The organism is Fusicatenibacter saccharivorans (genome assembly GCF_015557635.1).
Classification (GTDB): domain Bacteria; phylum Bacillota; class Clostridia; order Lachnospirales; family Lachnospiraceae; genus Fusicatenibacter; species Fusicatenibacter saccharivorans.
In genome coordinates this window covers 229613-247132 of the sequence record NZ_JADNOP010000003.1, presented here as the reverse complement: position 1 = coordinate 247132, position 17520 = coordinate 229613, and the positions used below count along the sequence as shown (strand labels likewise).

Annotated in this window: 18 protein-coding genes; 1 reads left to right on the top strand and 17 read right to left on the bottom strand. The window is 48.7% G+C overall.

The window, feature by feature from the left end; genetic code table 11:
- Positions 1-7: 7 nt before the first annotated feature.
- Positions 8-919, bottom strand: a complete 912-nt coding sequence (locus I2G42_RS04260) for a RelA/SpoT domain-containing protein (protein WP_070103201.1) — start codon at positions 917-919, stop codon at positions 8-10.
- Between the two features lie 295 nt (positions 920-1214).
- On the opposite strand from I2G42_RS04260, the gene I2G42_RS04255 reads away from it, so the two are divergent.
- On the top strand, positions 1215-2003 hold the full coding sequence (locus I2G42_RS04255; protein ID WP_055227508.1) for a DUF975 family protein: 789 nt from the start codon (positions 1215-1217) through the stop codon (positions 2001-2003).
- A 79-nt stretch (positions 2004-2082) separates the two neighbouring features.
- On the opposite strand, the gene I2G42_RS04250 is transcribed toward I2G42_RS04255, so the two are convergent.
- The 16 genes from I2G42_RS04250 to I2G42_RS04175 all read right to left on the bottom strand — a co-directional run bounded on the left by I2G42_RS04250 (position 2083) and on the right by I2G42_RS04175 (position 17505).
- Entirely contained in the window at positions 2083-2568 is a 486-nt protein-coding gene (locus I2G42_RS04250) for a cytidylate kinase-like family protein (protein ID WP_055227510.1), read from the bottom strand.
- 137 nt (positions 2569-2705) lie between these two features.
- A complete protein-coding gene (locus tag I2G42_RS04245) occupies positions 2706-3170 on the bottom strand; it encodes a DUF6198 family protein (protein ID WP_055227512.1) in 465 nt (154 codons plus the stop codon).
- Positions 3171-3210: 40 nt separating this feature from the next.
- On the bottom strand, positions 3211-4392 hold the full coding sequence (fliB, locus tag I2G42_RS04240; RefSeq protein ID WP_055227514.1) for a flagellin lysine-N-methylase: 1182 nt from the start codon (positions 4390-4392) through the stop codon (positions 3211-3213).
- Positions 4393-4397: 5 nt separating this feature from the next.
- The gene (gene larC / locus I2G42_RS04235; RefSeq protein ID WP_055227516.1) at positions 4398-5780 is read right to left on the bottom strand and encodes a nickel pincer cofactor biosynthesis protein LarC; all 1383 of its coding nucleotides are present in this window, start codon (positions 5778-5780) and stop codon (positions 4398-4400) included.
- Complete coding sequence (larB, locus tag I2G42_RS04230; RefSeq protein WP_195530761.1) at positions 5773-6525, bottom strand: nickel pincer cofactor biosynthesis protein LarB; 753 nt, start codon at positions 6523-6525, stop codon at positions 5773-5775. The genes larC and larB overlap by 8 nt, the downstream gene beginning before the upstream one ends.
- Positions 6526-6747: 222 nt before the next feature.
- On the bottom strand, positions 6748-7707 hold the full coding sequence (locus I2G42_RS04225; protein WP_055227518.1) for a hypothetical protein: 960 nt from the start codon (positions 7705-7707) through the stop codon (positions 6748-6750).
- Between the two features lie 181 nt (positions 7708-7888).
- Positions 7889-8209, bottom strand: coding sequence for a hypothetical protein (locus I2G42_RS04220; protein WP_022461179.1), 321 nt, complete (start codon positions 8207-8209; stop codon positions 7889-7891).
- Between the two features lie 166 nt (positions 8210-8375).
- Positions 8376-8939: a Fe-S-containing hydro-lyase gene (locus tag I2G42_RS04215; protein WP_055227520.1), complete on the bottom strand. Its 564-nt coding sequence runs from the start codon at positions 8937-8939 to the stop codon at positions 8376-8378.
- 2 nt (positions 8940-8941) lie between these two features.
- Complete coding sequence (locus I2G42_RS04210) at positions 8942-9784, bottom strand: fumarate hydratase (RefSeq protein WP_022461177.1); 843 nt, start codon at positions 9782-9784, stop codon at positions 8942-8944.
- 136 nt (positions 9785-9920) lie between these two features.
- Positions 9921-11531, bottom strand: a complete 1611-nt coding sequence (locus I2G42_RS04205; protein WP_022461176.1) for an FAD-dependent oxidoreductase — start codon at positions 11529-11531, stop codon at positions 9921-9923.
- 14 nt (positions 11532-11545) lie between these two features.
- Positions 11546-12220: a 4Fe-4S dicluster domain-containing protein gene (locus I2G42_RS04200; RefSeq protein WP_055219362.1), complete on the bottom strand. Its 675-nt coding sequence runs from the start codon at positions 12218-12220 to the stop codon at positions 11546-11548.
- Between the two features lie 16 nt (positions 12221-12236).
- Entirely contained in the window at positions 12237-13091 is an 855-nt protein-coding gene (locus I2G42_RS04195; protein WP_022461174.1) for an FAD/NAD(P)-binding protein, read from the bottom strand.
- Positions 13092-14117, bottom strand: a complete 1026-nt coding sequence (locus I2G42_RS04190) for a 4Fe-4S dicluster domain-containing protein (RefSeq protein WP_055227522.1) — start codon at positions 14115-14117, stop codon at positions 13092-13094. It abuts the gene before it with no gap.
- A 3-nt stretch (positions 14118-14120) separates the two neighbouring features.
- Positions 14121-15089: a 4Fe-4S dicluster domain-containing protein gene (locus tag I2G42_RS04185; protein ID WP_022461172.1), complete on the bottom strand. Its 969-nt coding sequence runs from the start codon at positions 15087-15089 to the stop codon at positions 14121-14123.
- On the bottom strand, positions 15074-15526 hold the full coding sequence (locus tag I2G42_RS04180; RefSeq protein WP_055227524.1) for a hydrogenase iron-sulfur subunit: 453 nt from the start codon (positions 15524-15526) through the stop codon (positions 15074-15076). Before I2G42_RS04180 ends, I2G42_RS04185 begins: the two co-directional genes overlap by 16 nt.
- Positions 15517-17505 carry a CoB--CoM heterodisulfide reductase iron-sulfur subunit A family protein gene (locus tag I2G42_RS04175; protein WP_055265381.1) on the bottom strand — a complete coding sequence of 663 codons (1989 nt, stop codon included), beginning with the start codon at positions 17503-17505 and terminating at the stop codon, positions 15517-15519. The genes I2G42_RS04180 and I2G42_RS04175 overlap by 10 nt, the downstream gene beginning before the upstream one ends.
- Between the last annotated feature and the right edge of the window lie 15 nt (positions 17506-17520).

Genomic DNA, 17520 nt, shown 5'->3' with positions numbered 1-17520 from the left:
AGCAGTTTTATTCTTTCAGTATGCTCCAGACGGCATCATCCATCGTATGAATTTCGTTCAGATCGCGTTTTTCCACCGCTGCCTTGACCTGCGGTTTTAATTCACGCTTGCGCACGATCGTTTCCTTGCTCTGGAACTTCTCATCCGGCACAACCTGGAGACGGCGGTAGAACGATCCCATCTCATCTCCCATGCCCGCCAGACGGTTCAGCAGCTCGGAAAACTCTGTCAGCATGGCGTTTCCCTTGCGCCGCGGATAAAGAATGCTGTGGTCAATCTCTCCCCAGCCCTCCTCGAACAGCGTCTTAATCTGAATTTCAATGTAGACGCCGCGGTAAACGACAATGTAATGCACCGCACGGTAATGTTTCCGGTCCAGAATGTTCTCCTCCGGAATCCAGTTCATATAGATGTCGGCGTAATCGCCAAGTCTTGTATGGACTTTCGGCGGCTCTGCCATATAGCCCGACGCATTTTTGTCGTAGTCACGGCCGTAATCACGGATGTATTTTTCCGGATCGTTTTTAAACCAGTGGGTAATATATTTATGGAAGTTTACCCAGTCCTCCCGATACAGCAAAAGTCCCCGGATTCCGATCAGGTCTGTCACATAACGCATATAGTTTGTCGCATCCATTTTCCGGTATTTTGCATAATTTTCCAGACGCTTACGCACCAGCTTTTCCACCAGATGTTCGGTGTCCTTCAGGCGGCTGTGGTACGACTGCAGTCCGATCTCTTTTTCCTTGTCCTGCAGAAATTCTGCCACAAATTCTTTTCGGATCTTTTCCAGCGTCGGCCGGTGCCGTTCATAATCATCCGCAATTTCCAGCAGTTCTTCCCAGGAAATATCTGCTTCTTCAAATTCCTGCGGCAGAATTCCAAATTTCTGCAGAAACTCGTCCTTTGTCAGATACACGTAAATTCCTCGCTCTCTTTGTCAATTCAACGTACAGGTTTCTTTTTTTTCAGAACGCACCCCGGAGAAACCCGGCCCCGCTGCGTTCTGACGCACCGGAGAGATTATAGCACATTCATCCCCGCTTCACAAGTAAAATCTTTATTTAAGAATGCACATTTCCACTTTAATCTTTCTGCCAATTTCTTAAACTTTCCTTAAGCTGTCTTGATGTTTCACCTGCTCCATGGTAAGATAATCGTGACTTGGCAGAATTGTCTGCTGTTTACACTTACATTAAGAGGGAGGTCTTTTTATGTGGACACGAGAGCAACTGAAAACCCGCGGAAAAGCCGCATTTTTACGCAATTACTGGATCTGTGTGGTAGCAGCCCTGATTCTGACGCTGCTGGTCGGAAGCGGTACTTCCAATTCCGGAAATTCCAATAATGGAAATCAGCACAATACGTCCAGTATATCCGGATTTACCATTTCTTCCGATAACCTTAATGTTGCATCTTTTGCTGAAAGATTCACCCCGCTTGGTCCGGTTAAATTTGTTTTTTCTGTTTTCGGTGGTATTGTGCTTCTTATCATCGGACTTGCATTTATTCTCATCGACATTTTTATCCTGGCTCCCTTCGAAGTCGGAGGCGCAAGGTTTTTCATCGAAAACTCAATGGAAAAAGCGGGACTTGGCTATATGCTGTCTGGATTCCAGAATGGCACCTACGGAAAAACAGTCTGGACTCTGTTTTTGATGAAGCTTTACACTTTCCTCTGGTCGCTGCTTCTTATTATTCCTGGAATTGTAAAATCTTATGAATACCGTATGGTACCGTATCTTTTAGCCGACTGCCCGGATCTTTCCACAGAGGACGCATTTCGGATCAGCCGTGAAATGATGGATGGCGAAAAAATGAATGCCTTCATCCTGGATCTTTCCTTTATCGGATGGAAGATTCTCTCTTCCATCACCTGCGGTCTTGTCGGTCTCTTCTATGCGAATCCGTATGAGTACGCAACCGATGCCGAACTGTTTCTGGTTCTGAAACAGAATTACTTCTCTGGCCGCAGTTACAGCAATACGTATCAGACTTACTAAATGGGATCAAAAAATCAGGTGCTTCTCTTTTTGGGAAACACCTGATTTTTTATAATCTCTTACTTTTTCTGTATCTCGTTTAGATATAATCTTTCATTTCAAAATACCGCATCAGAATATCTGCGCAGTTCTCGATGCCAAGATCCGATGTATTCAGGATCATATGATAGTTATTCACATCTCCCCATGTTTTTCCGGTATTCTTGTAATAATACTCGGCACGCTGCTTATCGGTCTCTTCCAGCATCACCTCAGCAGCTTCTCTTGTCAGAGAAAACAACTTCATGATACGATTGATGCGATCCTCTTTGTCCGCGCAAACGTAAATATTAATGACGTTGCTCTTATTTTTCAGAAACTCCGAAGCGCACCGTCCAATAATAATACACGGCTGTTTTGCCAGTTCGCAGATCGCATCCGCCTCAGATTCAAAGGCATTTTCACGCATGCCGTGCTCTACATCGTCCTTATCATATACCGGGATATGCAGTCTCTCGGAAAGTTCTTTTGCAATAATACTCGCCCCTGTGCCAAACCGGCGGCTCATCGTAATAACTAAGTTCATTTGCCACTTCCTCCTTCGCACTTCTCATAACGCAAACAAACGCCTTATGACAAATCAAAAAATTTTTCTTTCGCTGTCTTTCATTATAACAAACCCCCACCGAAAACTCAAGGTTTTTCGACAGGGGTATTGGCGTGCTATGCGATTGTGATTTCTTCTATTTTCTTCTTTCCAAAATGGTTAAACAGCGCGATCACTCTTCCCGTGCAGACCATGGCTACAACAGTGCCGATTCCGATTCCCACCGGTCGTCCTGCACCGATCATTCCGATAGCAAGGGCAAGGACAAGAAGCCGGCTTCCCATCTGTTCAGGTACCGGGAGAACCCGGTCAAAGATGGTAATAAAGGCGCTGGTCAGGTAGCTGGCCGCAACCTGTAAGAGCTGGAACGGTGGAAATTTTCCTTTCAGCAGCACAATCCGTAATACGATAAAGATCAGATACGCCACAAAGACTGCCGTTCCTGTTTCATAGCCAAAAATCTGTGCCACAGCGTACGGAATGGAGATGATGGGCGACACGCCGAGGTTCGTCTTTGTTTTCAATGTGATGCCAAGTGCCAGCACAATAATTCCAACCAGATAAAGCGCAATACGCAGCATCTATTTCTTTTGCTTTTCCTGCATGATTTTTCTTCCTCTTCTATTCCTGTTCTTCTTCCAGTACACATCCTTCCGGCGCGTAAGTCTCAAACAGCCAGTCCTCGAGCGCATTCAGGTTATCGTCGGAATGCTCAACCTCGCGTGCGTAACGCCAGGAAAGCTCCTCAACGTCATGCATGGAAAGTGTTTTTCCGTTTTCCAGCCACCGCGCAAGCAGGATTTCCTGGATCCAGCGAACGGAGAAAAGGGCAAGTTCCATTTTGGAACAGACCATATCATCGTAGACGGCACCGCAGAAATAGGTGTAGACGAAGAACATCAGAAGCTGCTCGCCTATGTTTTCCCACTCGGCACGACGGCTGCTTTTCGCTCCAAAGGTGCGGTGGAATTCTTCACAGATAGCCTGGTAAGCAGATTCGCCATTCTGGTACAGCACTTTTTCTGTACCGTCAAGCACCTCATCCCATTCCGGGCGCAGGCGCTCGAGGCTTCGGAGAACAGCCAGTTCTTTTCTCTGACGTTCCCATACGTGGAATCCCGCAGCGTCCACACCTTTTTGGGCCAGACTTTCCGCCGCGCACTCGCTTAAGGTTCCCTCTTCCAAATGCTTCTCATATTTCCGAAGCAGATCATCAATATCGTATTCCCGCTGTTCTTCCATGCAGATCTGATACTGTTCGGCAAGCTGTTCCGCCGCCCTCATGCGCTCCTGCAGCGGCATCGTACGGTTCTGCAGAATTTTGAACAGAACATCTCTGGTATCTTCCAGCTGCGAGAACATCATGAAATCGAACTCTTCGAAATCATCCTCCTCGTCGGTCTCCTCCGCAAGGAAGCGCACCGGCTCCTGGCAGGACAGAATGATTCGCGCCGCCTCCGGGCAGGAAAGGGACAGGGAAAGCTCCCGCAGTCCCTCATATTCTTCCGTATGTCTCGGGTACAGACGGCACGTATCGCAAAGCGCATCCGGGCCCAGTGCCTTGTAGAGGTCACAGAGATTCTCATCATTCAAAAAAGCACAGCGGCGGTTCTTCTGATAGAAACACTCCTCTTCCCAGTCGATGGAATTGCGCAGACGTTTTCCAAACTCGCCCTGCTCCTTTCCGTACCGCTCCAGAGAATCCTCGTCGATCACAATCTGCCAGCCGGCGCAGCAGGTATCCGGACAATCTCCTGCTGTGCATGTAAACTGATCGTAAAAATGTGGTTTCAAATATCTCATGTTTTTTACTTTCCTTCTTTATATTTCTGTACGATCCACGCACCGGCCTCACCAACCGGCATACCGCTTTTTTCAGCAATGAGTGCGGCACTCTCGTACTCCGGGTAAACTTTTTCTATCTCTCCATGACGGCAGATCTTGACAGCGGCATCCCCGTATTCGGTCGTGATCGTTGCAAATTCGCGTTTCATCACGGTACGCTCCATCTGGCAGCGACGGATTCCGATCGTGGTTGTCTCCGTGAAAATAATATTCTCCAGTGTTTCCCGCTTTTCTTCCTCGCAGATCACATCCAGCTGATATGCTGGACGGTTTTTCTTCATATAGACCGGAATATAATGAACATCCCTTGCACCTGCCTGCAGCAGTTTTCCCATACAGTAACCGAGTGCCTCACCGGTGCAGTCGTCGATATTGCATTCCAGCTTCCAGATCGTATCTTTTTCGTCATTTTCCTCGGTTTCCAGCATCATAGCCCGTAAAAGTGACGGCCGCTCATACGTCCGTTTTCCGGCTCCAAGACCTGTTTTCGTGCATTTAAATGAGGACGGAAGTTTCTCTTTTGTTCGGATAGCAGCAACAATAGCTGCACCGGTCGGTGTAACAAGCTCGCCCTTGATTCCGGTTGGAATAAGCGTCAGGCCGTGCGTCTGCACGATATTTAAAACGGCCGGTACCGGAACCGGGATCAGTCCATGCTGGCATCGGATAAAACCGCTTCCCTCGCAGAGCCCCGTCACAATCACCTCGTCCGGCGCCAGGTTGTCCAGGCAGACGGCGGCGGCAACAATATCTACAATGGAATCGACCGCTCCTACCTCGTGAAAATGCACCTGATCGAGCGGCACACCGTGCGCTTTTGCTTCTGCTTCTGCAAGAATCTGGAAAATCCGCTCTGCCAGAGCTCTCGCTCCCGGTGTCAGATCACCGCGGCGGATAATGGCAAGAATCTCCGGCAGGCCGCGGTGCTCATGATGGTGATGATGCTCTCCTGCGTGTTCCTGGTCATGGCTGTGTGTATGTTTCTGGTCATGTACATGCTCATGATCGTGCGTATGCTCGTGCTTGTGTACATACTCATGATCGTGCATATGCTCATGATGGTGTACATGCTCCTCTCCATGCGCATGCACTTCCGCCATATCCCCATGCAGATACGCCATATCATGATCGTGGTTCTCATGCTCCGCATCCAGAATGACATTGAAGTCGCAGGCATCCAGCCCCGATTTTTTCACTCTCGTAACGGCAGCTTTGTATCCCGGCAGCTGAAGGCTTGCCAGTGCCTTCTCCAGTACCTCCTGGTCTGCTCCCAGATCGAGCAGAGCCGCAACGGTCATATCCCCGCTGATTCCGCTCCCGCACTCCAGATATAAACTTTTACTCATCTTTATGCACCCCCATTCTGTTAATCTGTGTTGCAATATATCCGGCCCCATAACCGTTGTCGATGTTTACGACAGCAATTCCGTTCGCACAGGAATTAATCATCGTAAGCAGTGCCGAAAGACCGTTCATACTGGCCCCGTAGCCCACAGAGGTCGGAACTGCGATGACAGGCTTATCCACCAGGCCGCCGAGCACGCTTGCCAGCGCTCCTTCCATACCGGCAACGGCTACAACGCAGTTGGCGCTCTGAATCGTATCGAGACGCGACAGCAGGCGGTGGATACCGCTCACACCGACATCGTAGATACGCTCAACGTTTGCACCAAAGTATTCTGCGGTCTGCGCCGCCTCCTCGGCAACGGAAATATCCGCGGTTCCAGCCGTGCAGACGGCGATTTTGCCGATCCGCTTCTTGTCTTTTTTTTCTATTTTCAAAATATGGGACAGCGGATCATACACCACTTCCGGAAACTTTTCCCGGATCAGCTCATACTGATGCTCACTGGCTCTCGTTCCGAAGACCTCCCCATCCTGCTCATACAGACGCGTAAAAATCTTCAGCAGATGTTCATCCGCCTTCCGTGCACAGAAAATGACCTCCGCAAATCCGCTCCGGATTTCACGGTGCGTATCCAGCTTCGCATATCCCATCTCCTCGAATGGCTCTTTTTTGAAATATTTTTCTGCCTCCTCGATCGAAATTTCGTTGTTTTTTACTTTTTCTAATACCTCTCTTGCCTCCAAAGCATTCACCTCGTTTTCGTTTTTTCCTTTTTTTCACACCCACATACAATACAACATAAAAAGAAAGCCGAAACCTCTGCTTTGTCAGAACCTTCTCTTTTCTGACACCGCAAATCTCCAGCTTTCTTTATTCTAAACTATAAAGTGCACTTTAAGTCAAGCAGATTCTATACACAGTATACCGTTCTTTTCCCGTTCCTGCAATCCCTTCTTTTCGCGGCTTTATCCGGCATACGGAAGATCTGCAAAATATGCATGCTCATCTACCCCGTGAATCATATAAGTATATCCGTCTTCTGTCTCCACTTCAATCCGGCACTGTGTTCCATACGAAGTTTCTGCATCCAGATACGTTTCTTTATCGGTTTCCTGTGGGATCAGTTCCGTACCTGCCGGAAGGACTCTGTTTTCTGTGCTTCCGTCTTCGTTTTGAACGATAACTTCCAGTTCCTGCTTCAGAACGAGCGGTTTTTTGTCCCAGATAATTTTCCACGCATCTTCTTTCGCCTCCGGGAGCCCCTCGCTTCCGATCCCGACATTCCGTTCCCCTTTATACGTTCCCAGCAGATTGATTCTTTCCACCCAGGAAAACGCATTGACATCTTCTATACCGTTATCTCCAATTCTTCCATCCAGACAGCCAAGGTCCACAGCTTCATCCGATGATACCCGGAAAACGGTTACCGAATATAGTCCGTCTTCGTGATACGATTCCTGATACAAATAGTGGCCACCACTCTTTGTTCGTATTATCCAGGTTGCTTCATATCCGCCCAGGATCTCGAACTGCTTCACATGCTCTCCATAGTTGAGCGTCAGAATATACTTATAGTTTTCGAAGTCATGACCATTTTTCCCATCACCCTCAAAAGAAAAAGAAACTTCTTCCTCTGACGCATCCCCGTCCAGATCATCCCGGTAGATTTCTCCCTCTTCCAGTTTTACGGCGGAAGCTCCTTTTTCGTTTTTTCCTTCTTCGTCGTTCTCCAAACCATCCCCGGCCTCTTTCACCGCATCTCCATCCGATCCCACATCATCTGATTTTGCCTCTGGTTCACCGGATGCTGCACTCTCCGATACGCTCACCGAATTTTGTTTGGTTTCCTGCCCTGTCTGATTTCCGCATCCGCTTGCCATCAGTGCCGCCAGACACACTGCTGTTACCCATGCATACCGTCTCATAAAAATCCTCCCTTCCGATTTTTGGCTTTCGTTTCTGATACTCCCATTATATCAAACGATCTCCCCACCATGCAATCCATCTTAGAAATCGTAAGGCAACTTAAGACAAACGTAAGAATCCCCGCCCATGCAGCATAATCTGCCGCACGGACGGGGATTCGTTTAACTGTATTCCGCTGTCTTATTTCTCTGCTTCTCTTTTCTTATCCAGCTTCACATTGCGGAAGTACAGCACCATATCTACGGTGATCTCTGCAATGTTCAGGAAATAGAAAGCCCATGCAAGGAAAAAGATCCAGTCTTTGTCCGGGTTGTTCATATAGCTGATAAATTTGTTGGCAATACCGAAAATATATCCGATCCAGATGAACACCTCAAAGTAAAGGCTCTTTCCTTTTGCTGTTCTTGAAGTCCAAGATTTATAAATGGACAGCGGCCAGGACAGGCCAAAGCACAGGATCATCAGTGCTTCCAGTAAGTGGCTTATCATTTCTACAGTCATGTTTTTCTTCCTCTTTCATTTCTTTTTCTGCCGAAAGTCGCTTGCAAGTGTTAATGCCCTGATGTCTTTTCAGCTTAAGAGCTGTCTGATTTTTTCAGACAGCTCTATGGTCTCTCTTGTATTTCGTCGTTATCATCATTCACAGATACCCGGCGAAACGTAACATTTAGTCTTCTTTATGCGCTTCTAAGTATTCTTTTCTTCCCATCTCATACAGATTGTTTCCGTAGCTGTCGATAATAACAAACAGTGGCATATCTTCTACTTCCAGACGGCGAAGTGCCTCTGCGCCGAGATCTTCGTATGCGATCAGCTCTGCTTTTTTGATGCATTTTGCAAGCAGTGCGCCGGCTCCGCCGATGGCTCCGAAGTATACGCCATGATATTTCTTCATGGCTTCTACCACTTCCGGAAGACGTGCGCCTTTACCGATCATTCCTCTTGCGCCTACGGACATCATGGTTGGAGCATACGCATCCATACGGCCGCTGGTGGTAGGACCTGCAGATCCGATGACCTGGCCTGGTTTTGCAGGGGTCGGTCCTACGTAGTAAATCGTAGCGTCTGTCGGATCAAACGGGATTTTTTCTCCTCTTGCGAGCGCTTCACACATTCTCTTGTGGCCTGCGTCACGGGAGGTATAGATGGTTCCGGAAAGATATACAGTATCTCCGGCATGCAGTGTTTTTGCCAGTTCTTCTGTTAAAGGCAGCTGAATATGTTTTTCCATGATCAGATCACCTCCGTTTTATGACGGGTAACATGGCAGTTGATGTTGACTGCACACGGCATTCCCGCGATATGAGTCGGCATTGTCTCAATGTTGAGGCCGATGGCTGTGGTCTTTCCGCCAAAGCCCTGCGGTCCGATGCCGAGTTTGTTGACTTTCTCCAGCATTTCTTTTTCCAGATCTGCGTAGAACGGATCCGGGTTCTCGGAATCGATCGGGCGCATCAGTGCTTTTTTCGCAAGCAGTGCACATTTATCGAAGGTTCCGCCGATACCAACGCCGACTACCATAGGCGGGCATGGGTTCGGACCTGCTGTCTCAACAACTTCCAGGATGAAATCCTTGATTCCCTGAAGACCTGCGGACGGTTTGAACATACGGATCATACTCATATTTTCGCTTCCGAAGCCTTTCGGGCCTACGGTAACTTTGATCTGCTCGCCAGGAACGATCTCGGTGTAGAGCATAGCCGGTGTATTGTCGCCGGTGTTTCCTCTTCTGACCGGATCTTTGACAACGGATTTTCTTAAGTATCCTTTGTCATATCCTCTTCTGACACCTTCGTTGACTGCCTCTGCAAGATCTCCTCCTGCGATGTGCACATCCTGTCCGATTTCCAGGAAAACACATGCCATTCCGGTATCCTGGCAGATCGGCACGTTCTGTGCGTCTGCGATCTCATAGTTTTCTACGATTTTGTCCAGAACACCTTTTGCAATCTCGCCATCCTCGCAGGCACGGCAGCCTGTGATGGCACATTTTACGTCTTCCGGAAGATGGTAGTTTGCTTCGATACAAAGTTTCTCTACCACATCCGTAATGGTACTAGCCTGAATTTCACGCATGGGGTTCTCCACCTTTCTTTACTTCTATGATTTATCGTACCGAAAAACCTTTTGGATTTCAGCACGGAAAGCGTGTCCCGGAAGCGGCTTTTAAACGCCGCCCCCTTCCGACACGCTTTTTCGCGGTTACTGCATTTTACAGGTGTCTTTTACCTGCATAATTCGGCAGAAGCTGCGGAGATACCATACCGGTATCAATACCTGCCTCTTTTAAGATCTCAGCGTATTTCTCAACGTGATCCAGATTCATCTTGCCAAGCGTTACGTCTTTTGCTTTTGCTGCGGCAGCTTTTCCTGCATCGCGGCCAAATACAATAACGTCAAGCAGAGAGTTACCCATCAGACGGTTTCTTCCGTGGATTCCTCCGACAGCCTCGCCTGCTACAAGCAGGTTGTTTACCGTATTGGTGAAGCCTTCGCCATTGATTTCCAGACCGCCGTTCTGATAATGCAGGGTCGGATAAACCAGAATCGGCTCTTTTCTCATATCGATACCATACTGCATGAACATACGGAACATAGCCGGAATTCTCTTCTCGATGGTTCCTTCTCCGTGAAGCAGATCGATCATCGGGGTATCCAGCCATACAGCCTTGCCCTGCGGAGTCTCAACGCCCTCGTTGCGGTCGTCGGAGCATTCACGAATAATGCTTGCTGCGGATACGTCACGGGTTTCCAGTGGATGCATGAAAGCTTCGCCGTCTACGTTTACGAGCATTGCGCCAAGAGAACGTACTTTCTCGGTTACCAGAGCACCGAAGATCTGAGCCGGGTAAGCAGCTCCGGTCGGATGGTACTGAATGGTATCCTGATACAGAAGCGGAGCACCTGCACGGTATCCGAGGATCAGACCGTCAGCGGTTGCACCGTAGTGGTTGGAGGTTGGGAAGTTGTTGTAGTGAAGGCGTCCTGCACCACCGGTTGCAATGATAACTGTTTTTGCTTTTGCTACCTGATACTCTCCGGTCTCCATGTTCTGGAGAACAGCACCGGCAACCTGTCCCTTATCGTCTTTGATCAGCTCTACTGCGGATGAGAACTCAACGACCGGAATACCACGGTTGATGACTTCATCACGCAGAGTTCTCATAATCTCTGCGCCGGAGTAGTCACGGCACGCATGCATACGTTTTCTGGATGTTCCGCCGCCGTGTGTTGTTACCATACGGCCGTTCTCATCTTTATCGAACATAACGCCGAGGTTTTCCAGCCAGGAGATTGCATCCGGAGCTTCCATTACGAGCTTGCGGAGCAGTTCCGGTCTTGCAGCAAAGTGTCCGCCGCCGAATGCATCGAGATAATGCTGTGCCGGGGAGTCATTCTCTTTGTCTGCTGCCTGGATACCACCCTCTGCCATCATGGTGTTTGCATCACCGATACGAAGCTTGGTGGTAATCATAACGTTTGCGCCTGCCTCGTGTGCTTCGATCGCGGCAGAAGAACCTGCTCCGCCGGCACCGATAACGAGTACGTCTACGTCGTAATCTACTTTGTCAAGGTCAATATCAACACCTAAAATACGGCTGTTGGACTCCAGCAGATAGCCGAGCTCTGTCGGAACTTTCTCACCTTTGTTCGGGCCGACTTTCAGGGTGATGAAGCCTTCCTCTTTATAGTCCGGATGATATGCTGCAAGAAGGGCATCTTTCTCATCCGCTGTCATTCTTCTTGGCTCATTTGCCATTCTCTGGGCTCTGGTAGCTTCCACCTTTTTGATGGATTCCTGCATATTAGCCAGTGTGTACATTCGAATTTCCCTCCTTATTTCTCGATCTCACGGTTATTGTAGAGTTCCTGGATTTCATCGATTGGTTTACCCATCACCTGTTCAATCAGATCATCGAATTTACCTTCGTGAATCTCTTCTACACGGTTTTTCAAATGCTCTGCTTTCGGAACAATGTACTTTCCGTTCAGACGTCTTGCCAGCTCTCCTACCATCGGATGGGAGATTCCGGCCGGACAGCGGGATGCGCAGATTCCGCAGCCGATGCAGTCGAAGGACTCTTCTGCACATTTTTTGAAGTCGCCTCTCTGTGCGTATGCGATATACTGCATAACGTTCAAATCCTGAGGACATCCTTTGGTACATGCATTACATCCAACGCAGCTGTAGATTTCCGGATACAGATCCATCATGACTCTCTGCTCTGCGCTGATCTCTTCGATATCGTAGGTTCTCTTGTCGATTGGATAGAACGGAAGGCTTGCGATATACATACCGTCTTCTACCTGTGTCTGACATGCCAGACAGGTTTTCAGCTCATTCTTTCCTTTGATTCTGTAGATGGTCGCACATGCACCGCAGAATCCGTGACGGCATCCGCATCCGCGTTTTAACTGATATCCGGCATACTCCATAGCGGTCATAATGGTCAGATCGCCAGGTACGGAATACTTCTTGCCGTAAACGTAAATATTTACCATTTCCTGCATTTTCTTCAACCTCCGTTTAATATTCGTTCGGTAATTCGTCAATCTCGTCGCAGCGGAAAACAGGGCCGTCCTTGCAGACGTATTTATCTCCGATGTTGCAGCGGCCGCATTTTCCGATACCGCATTTCATACGAAGCTCCAAAGTAGTGTAAACCTGTGTTTTCTCATAGCCCAGTTCCTGAAGTCCCTGAAGAACAAATTTGATCATGATCGGCGGTCCGCAGATCAGAGCTGTTTTGTCAACGGACATGTTCAGTTCTTTCACATAATTCGGAACGAATCCTACATGACCGTCCCAGCCTTCCTGCTCACGGTCAATCGTCAGATGCACGTTGACATCTTTTGCTTTCGCCCATACTTCCTGGATCTCTTTTAACTGTACCAGATCGTCTTTGGAACGGGAACCGTAAACGATATCTACGGTACCGTAGTTGTCACGATTGTCCAGTACGTAATTGATCACGGAACGCAGCGGAGCAAGTCCGATACCACCGGCGATGAACAGCAGGTCCTGTCCTTTTAATACAGTTTCTACCGGGAAATGATTTCCGTACGGTCCACGAACCAGGATTTCATCTCCTACGGACATATTATGAAGATAGTTTGTTAAAGTACCGCACTCCTTGATGGAGAACTCCTGGTACTCTTTGTTTGTCGGGGAGGATGTAATGGAAAACAGCGCCTCTCCAACGCCCGGCACGCAGAGCATTGCGCACTGGCCCGGCATATGTTCAAACAGCTTGGTGCCGTCCGGACGAACGATACGGAATGTCTTTACGTCCGGTGTTTCGCGGCGGATATCTGTGATGATACCGACCTGCGGCAGCAAAGCGTTTTTCTTTTCTTCGCTTCCACAACTACAATTGCACATTTACTTGGTACCTCCCATGCGTTTGATGACTTTTACGATATTCAGCGACTGCGGGCATTTCTCTACGCAGCGTCCGCATCCGACGCAGGAATACATTCCATCGTTGTTGTCCGGGAAGTAAACCAGCTTGTGCATGAAACGCTGACGGAAACGCTGCATCTGTGTGGTACGGTTGTTTCCTGCTGCCATCATCGTAAAGTCAGAGTACATACAGGAATCCCAGCAACGGTAACGCTGTACACCGTTTCCTGTATTGAAATCCTTGATATCATAGCACTGGCAGGTCGGACAGGAGAACGTACAGGTTCCGCAGCCTAAGCAGGCATCGGAAAGCTCTTTCCATTTCGGATCATCGAAACGCTCTTTTGTCTTGCCTACGCCCCATCCCTCGAGGGAGAGATTGCTGTTTGGCATCTTGTCGATCAGGGTACGGATGGCTTCTTTTTCAGCCTCAACCTCTTTTGCAAGATCCTGCTCGGTAAGGTATTCTTTCACAAGCTCTGTCAGCTTCTCACCCTTTTCGGTTTTTGCTTCCCATGCATAACCGTCAGCTACCTGCCACATCGCAACATCAGCCTGCGGTTCTGCCGCATCGATACCGAAGGTCTTGCAGAAGCAGCTGTCTTCCGGCTCATGACATGCAAGAGAAACCACAATGCCGTGCTCTCTTCTTGCTGCATAGTAAACGTCAGCCGGCTCGCTTAAGAATACGCGGTCCAGAACATCGAAAGCGCGGACATCGCATGGACGAACGCCGAAAATAGCGAACGGCGCATCTTTTAATGCTGCCGGCTCGATGCTGGTCTTGTTTGCCTTCTGATAGCAGGAGTAAAGAACTTCACTCTGCGGGAAAAAGGCGTCTTTTGGGGATTTTACGGTTTTTAAGGTATCGAGATCCACTTTCGCGTCCTCGGTCCAGAAACCGAAATTGGTAATTCCATTGTTTTGTACCGGAAGGAAAAGATCCATCTCCTTTGCAACAGCGGCAAGGAGCTCCGGCATTTTTTCTCTGCTAATCTGATACATCCCTTAACCCCTTTCCTTGACGATACTTGGCTCTACATCTTCCTGTGTGAAGTTGGTGAGCGGTGCACGGCTGTCAGTGTCTTCTCCTGCCTGATACTCTCCGTAGAACTCATCGATATCTTTGATGAATTTACGATTCAGAAGGTGCAGCGGAATATGCTGCGGACATACGCGGGAACACTCGCCGCAGTCCGTGCAGCGTCCGGCAACGTGGAATGCACGGATGATGTGGAACATCTGCTCCTCAAATGTCGTAGTGTTTGCTTTCTGTGCAGTATCGTAACGATCATTGTCAAATACGCATTTGATACAGCTGCAGGCCGGACATACGTTGCGGCATGCATTACAGCGGATACAGCGGGAAAGCTCATTCTGCCAGAATGCGAACCGTTCTTCCGGAGCCATTGCCTCAAGCTTTTCAACCAGTTCGAAACGGCCTTCTTTTGCCGGTTTTTCCTCGTCACAGCCTTCTGCGAGCTCGTCGTATGCTACATGTTTTCCACCCTTGCAGGCCTTACATCTCTCGAGGATGACATCCTCTCTTTTCAGCTCTTTGTCACCATAAACCGTTGCAACTTTGATGGTATCGCCGTCCTCTGTTACAGCGGTAATACCCTTGCAGCCTGCTTCACGGATTTTCTCGATATCGAGTTTTCCGTCACATCCTACACCAACGATATAGGTTTTCTCGCGGTCCACACGATGCTCTTTGATTAACTGATTAAAGCTGTAGGTATCGCACGGTTTTAAGAAAACGAGTGTTTTTCCTTCTTCTTTTGATGCTTTAATCATGTATTTGCTTAAGTTGGCACCACAGAATCCGTCATAGGTAAATTCGTCAAGACTCTCGGCACTTTCAAAAAATGCAGGCTCTGCGCTGAAATCTGTATCGCCTTTTCTCCAGCCAAGAACGCGGACTACGGTACCGTCAGACAGAAGCTCTTTTGCGCGTGATACTAATTTTTCTTGCATCGTAAATCCTCCAATCTGACATTTTTACCAAGACTTCTCACCTGCTCGATGAACTCGTTCATGGTCTGGGAGAATTTCACACCTTCTGCGGCGGATACCCATTCCACACGGGTACGTCCGTTCTCAACGCCCATGTAATCCAGCATGGAGAACAGCAGGGTCATACGTCTTCTTGCATAATAGTTTCCTGTGCTGTAATGGCAGTCTCCCGGATGGCATCCGCAGAGGATGACTCCGTCAGCGCCCTTCTGGAATGCTCTTAAGATGAAGAGCGGATTGACACGGCAGGAACATGGAACACGGATGATCTTTACGTCTGCCGGATAGGAAAGACGGCTGGAACCTGCCAGGTCTGCTCCTGCGTAGGAGCACCAGTTGCAGCAGAATGCCACGATGACTGGCTTAAATTCTTTGTTTTCGTTGTTATCTATCGGCATATTGCATCTACCTCCGCGAGAATTTGTCTATTGGAGAATCCTTTCAGGTCCATAGCGCCGGACGGACATGCAACGGTACATGCACCGCATCCATGGCAAAGTGCGCCGTTAACGACTGCCACATGTCTGGTTTCACGGATTCCATGGTCGTTGACCTGACGGTCTTCGTAGGAAATTGCGCCGTATGGGCAGACTTTTTCACAGGATGCACATCCATTACAGAACAGCGGATTGGATTCTGCTGTACACGGGTTGGTGGTCAGTTTGTCTTTTGCCAGCAGTCCGACTACTTTGACAGCAGCAGCTCCTGCCTGTGCAACGGTCTCCGGGATATCTTTCGGTCCCTGGCATACGCCGGAGAGGAAGACACCTGCGGTCGGGGACTCTACCGGACGCAGCTTTGCGTGTGCCTCAGTAAAGAAATCGTTGGTATCCATACTTGCGGTCAGCATGGTAGCCAGTTTTCTTGCATCTTTGCTCGGCTCGATGGCAGTTGCAAGGACAACAAGGTCTGCTTCCATTTTGATCTGACGGTTGTCAAGCAGGTCGGAACCCTGTACCAGAAGACGTCCGTTCGGAGCCTCGGATACTTTTCCTACCTGGCCTTTGATGTAGTCTACATCAAACTCTTCTACCGCACGGCGATAGAACTCATCGAAGTTTTTACCCGGGGTACGAACATCAATGTAGAAGACATGTACATTGACATCCGGATAATGGTCACGCACCAGCATAGCCTGTTTTGCGGTGTACATACAGCAGATCTTGGAGCAGTAGCTCTTTCCTCTGCAGGTCACGTCACGAGAACCGACACACTGGATAAATACGATATCCTTCGGATGCTCGCCGTTGGAAAGACGTACTACTTTACCGCCTGTCGGGCCGGCAGCATTCATCAGACGTTCCATCTCAAGGGAGGTAATTACGTCTTTGCTCTGGTTGTAATAATATTCGTCAAACTTGTCCAGACTGATGGTATCGAAACCAGTTGCCACAACGATTGCGCCGTACTCTCTGGTGATTACTTCATCTTTCTGGTCGTAGTTTACTGCACCTGCTGCACAGACTTTGGAGCAGATACCGCATTTTCCGGTTTTGAAGTGGATACAGTTTGCAGTATCAATAACCGGTACGTTCGGAACTGCCTGTGCGAACGGTGTGTAGATTGCAGTACGGTTGGACAGGCCTCTGTTGAACTCGCTCAGGTTCTTCTTGGAAGGACATTTCTCCTGACAGAGTCCGCATCCGGTACATTTGTCCATATCTACGTATCTTGCTTTCTTACGGATGTCTACTTTGAAATCACCGACGAATCCGCCAACGCTCTCTACCTCACTGTAGGTATAGATGTTGATCTTCTCATGCGCGTTTACCTCTCCCATACGAGGAGTCAGGATACAGGAAGAACAGTCGAGGGTCGGGAATGTCTTGTCAAGCTGTGACATTCTTCCGCCGATACTCGGGGTCTTCTCTACGATATCTACTTCATAGCCTGCATCTGCGATATCCAGTGCAGTCTGAATACCTGCGATACCGCCTCCGATCACCAGCGCACGTTTTACAACGCGGCTCTCGCCCGGGGTAAGCGGGGTATCCAGCATAACTTTAGCAACGGCTGCACGGGCCAGAATTACGGCCTTCTCGGTAGCCTCTTCCATGTCTTTATGAATCCAGGAACACTGCTCACGAATGTTTGCAATCTCCAGCTGATACGGGTTCAGGCCCGCTTTTTCTGCTGCTTTGCGGAACGTTCCTTCATGCATACGCGGAGAGCAGGAACAGATGACAACGCCGGTCAGATGCTCGTTCTGAATGGCATCGATCACTTTCTGCTGACCCGTTTCGGAACACATATACTGATAATCCTCTGCATGAACAACACCCGGCTCTTTGCTGATGACGTCAACAACTTTTTTGACATCAACCGTAGCCGCAATATTTGTACCGCAGTGGCAGACAAATACTCCTATTCTTTGCACTTTTCTCTCACCTTT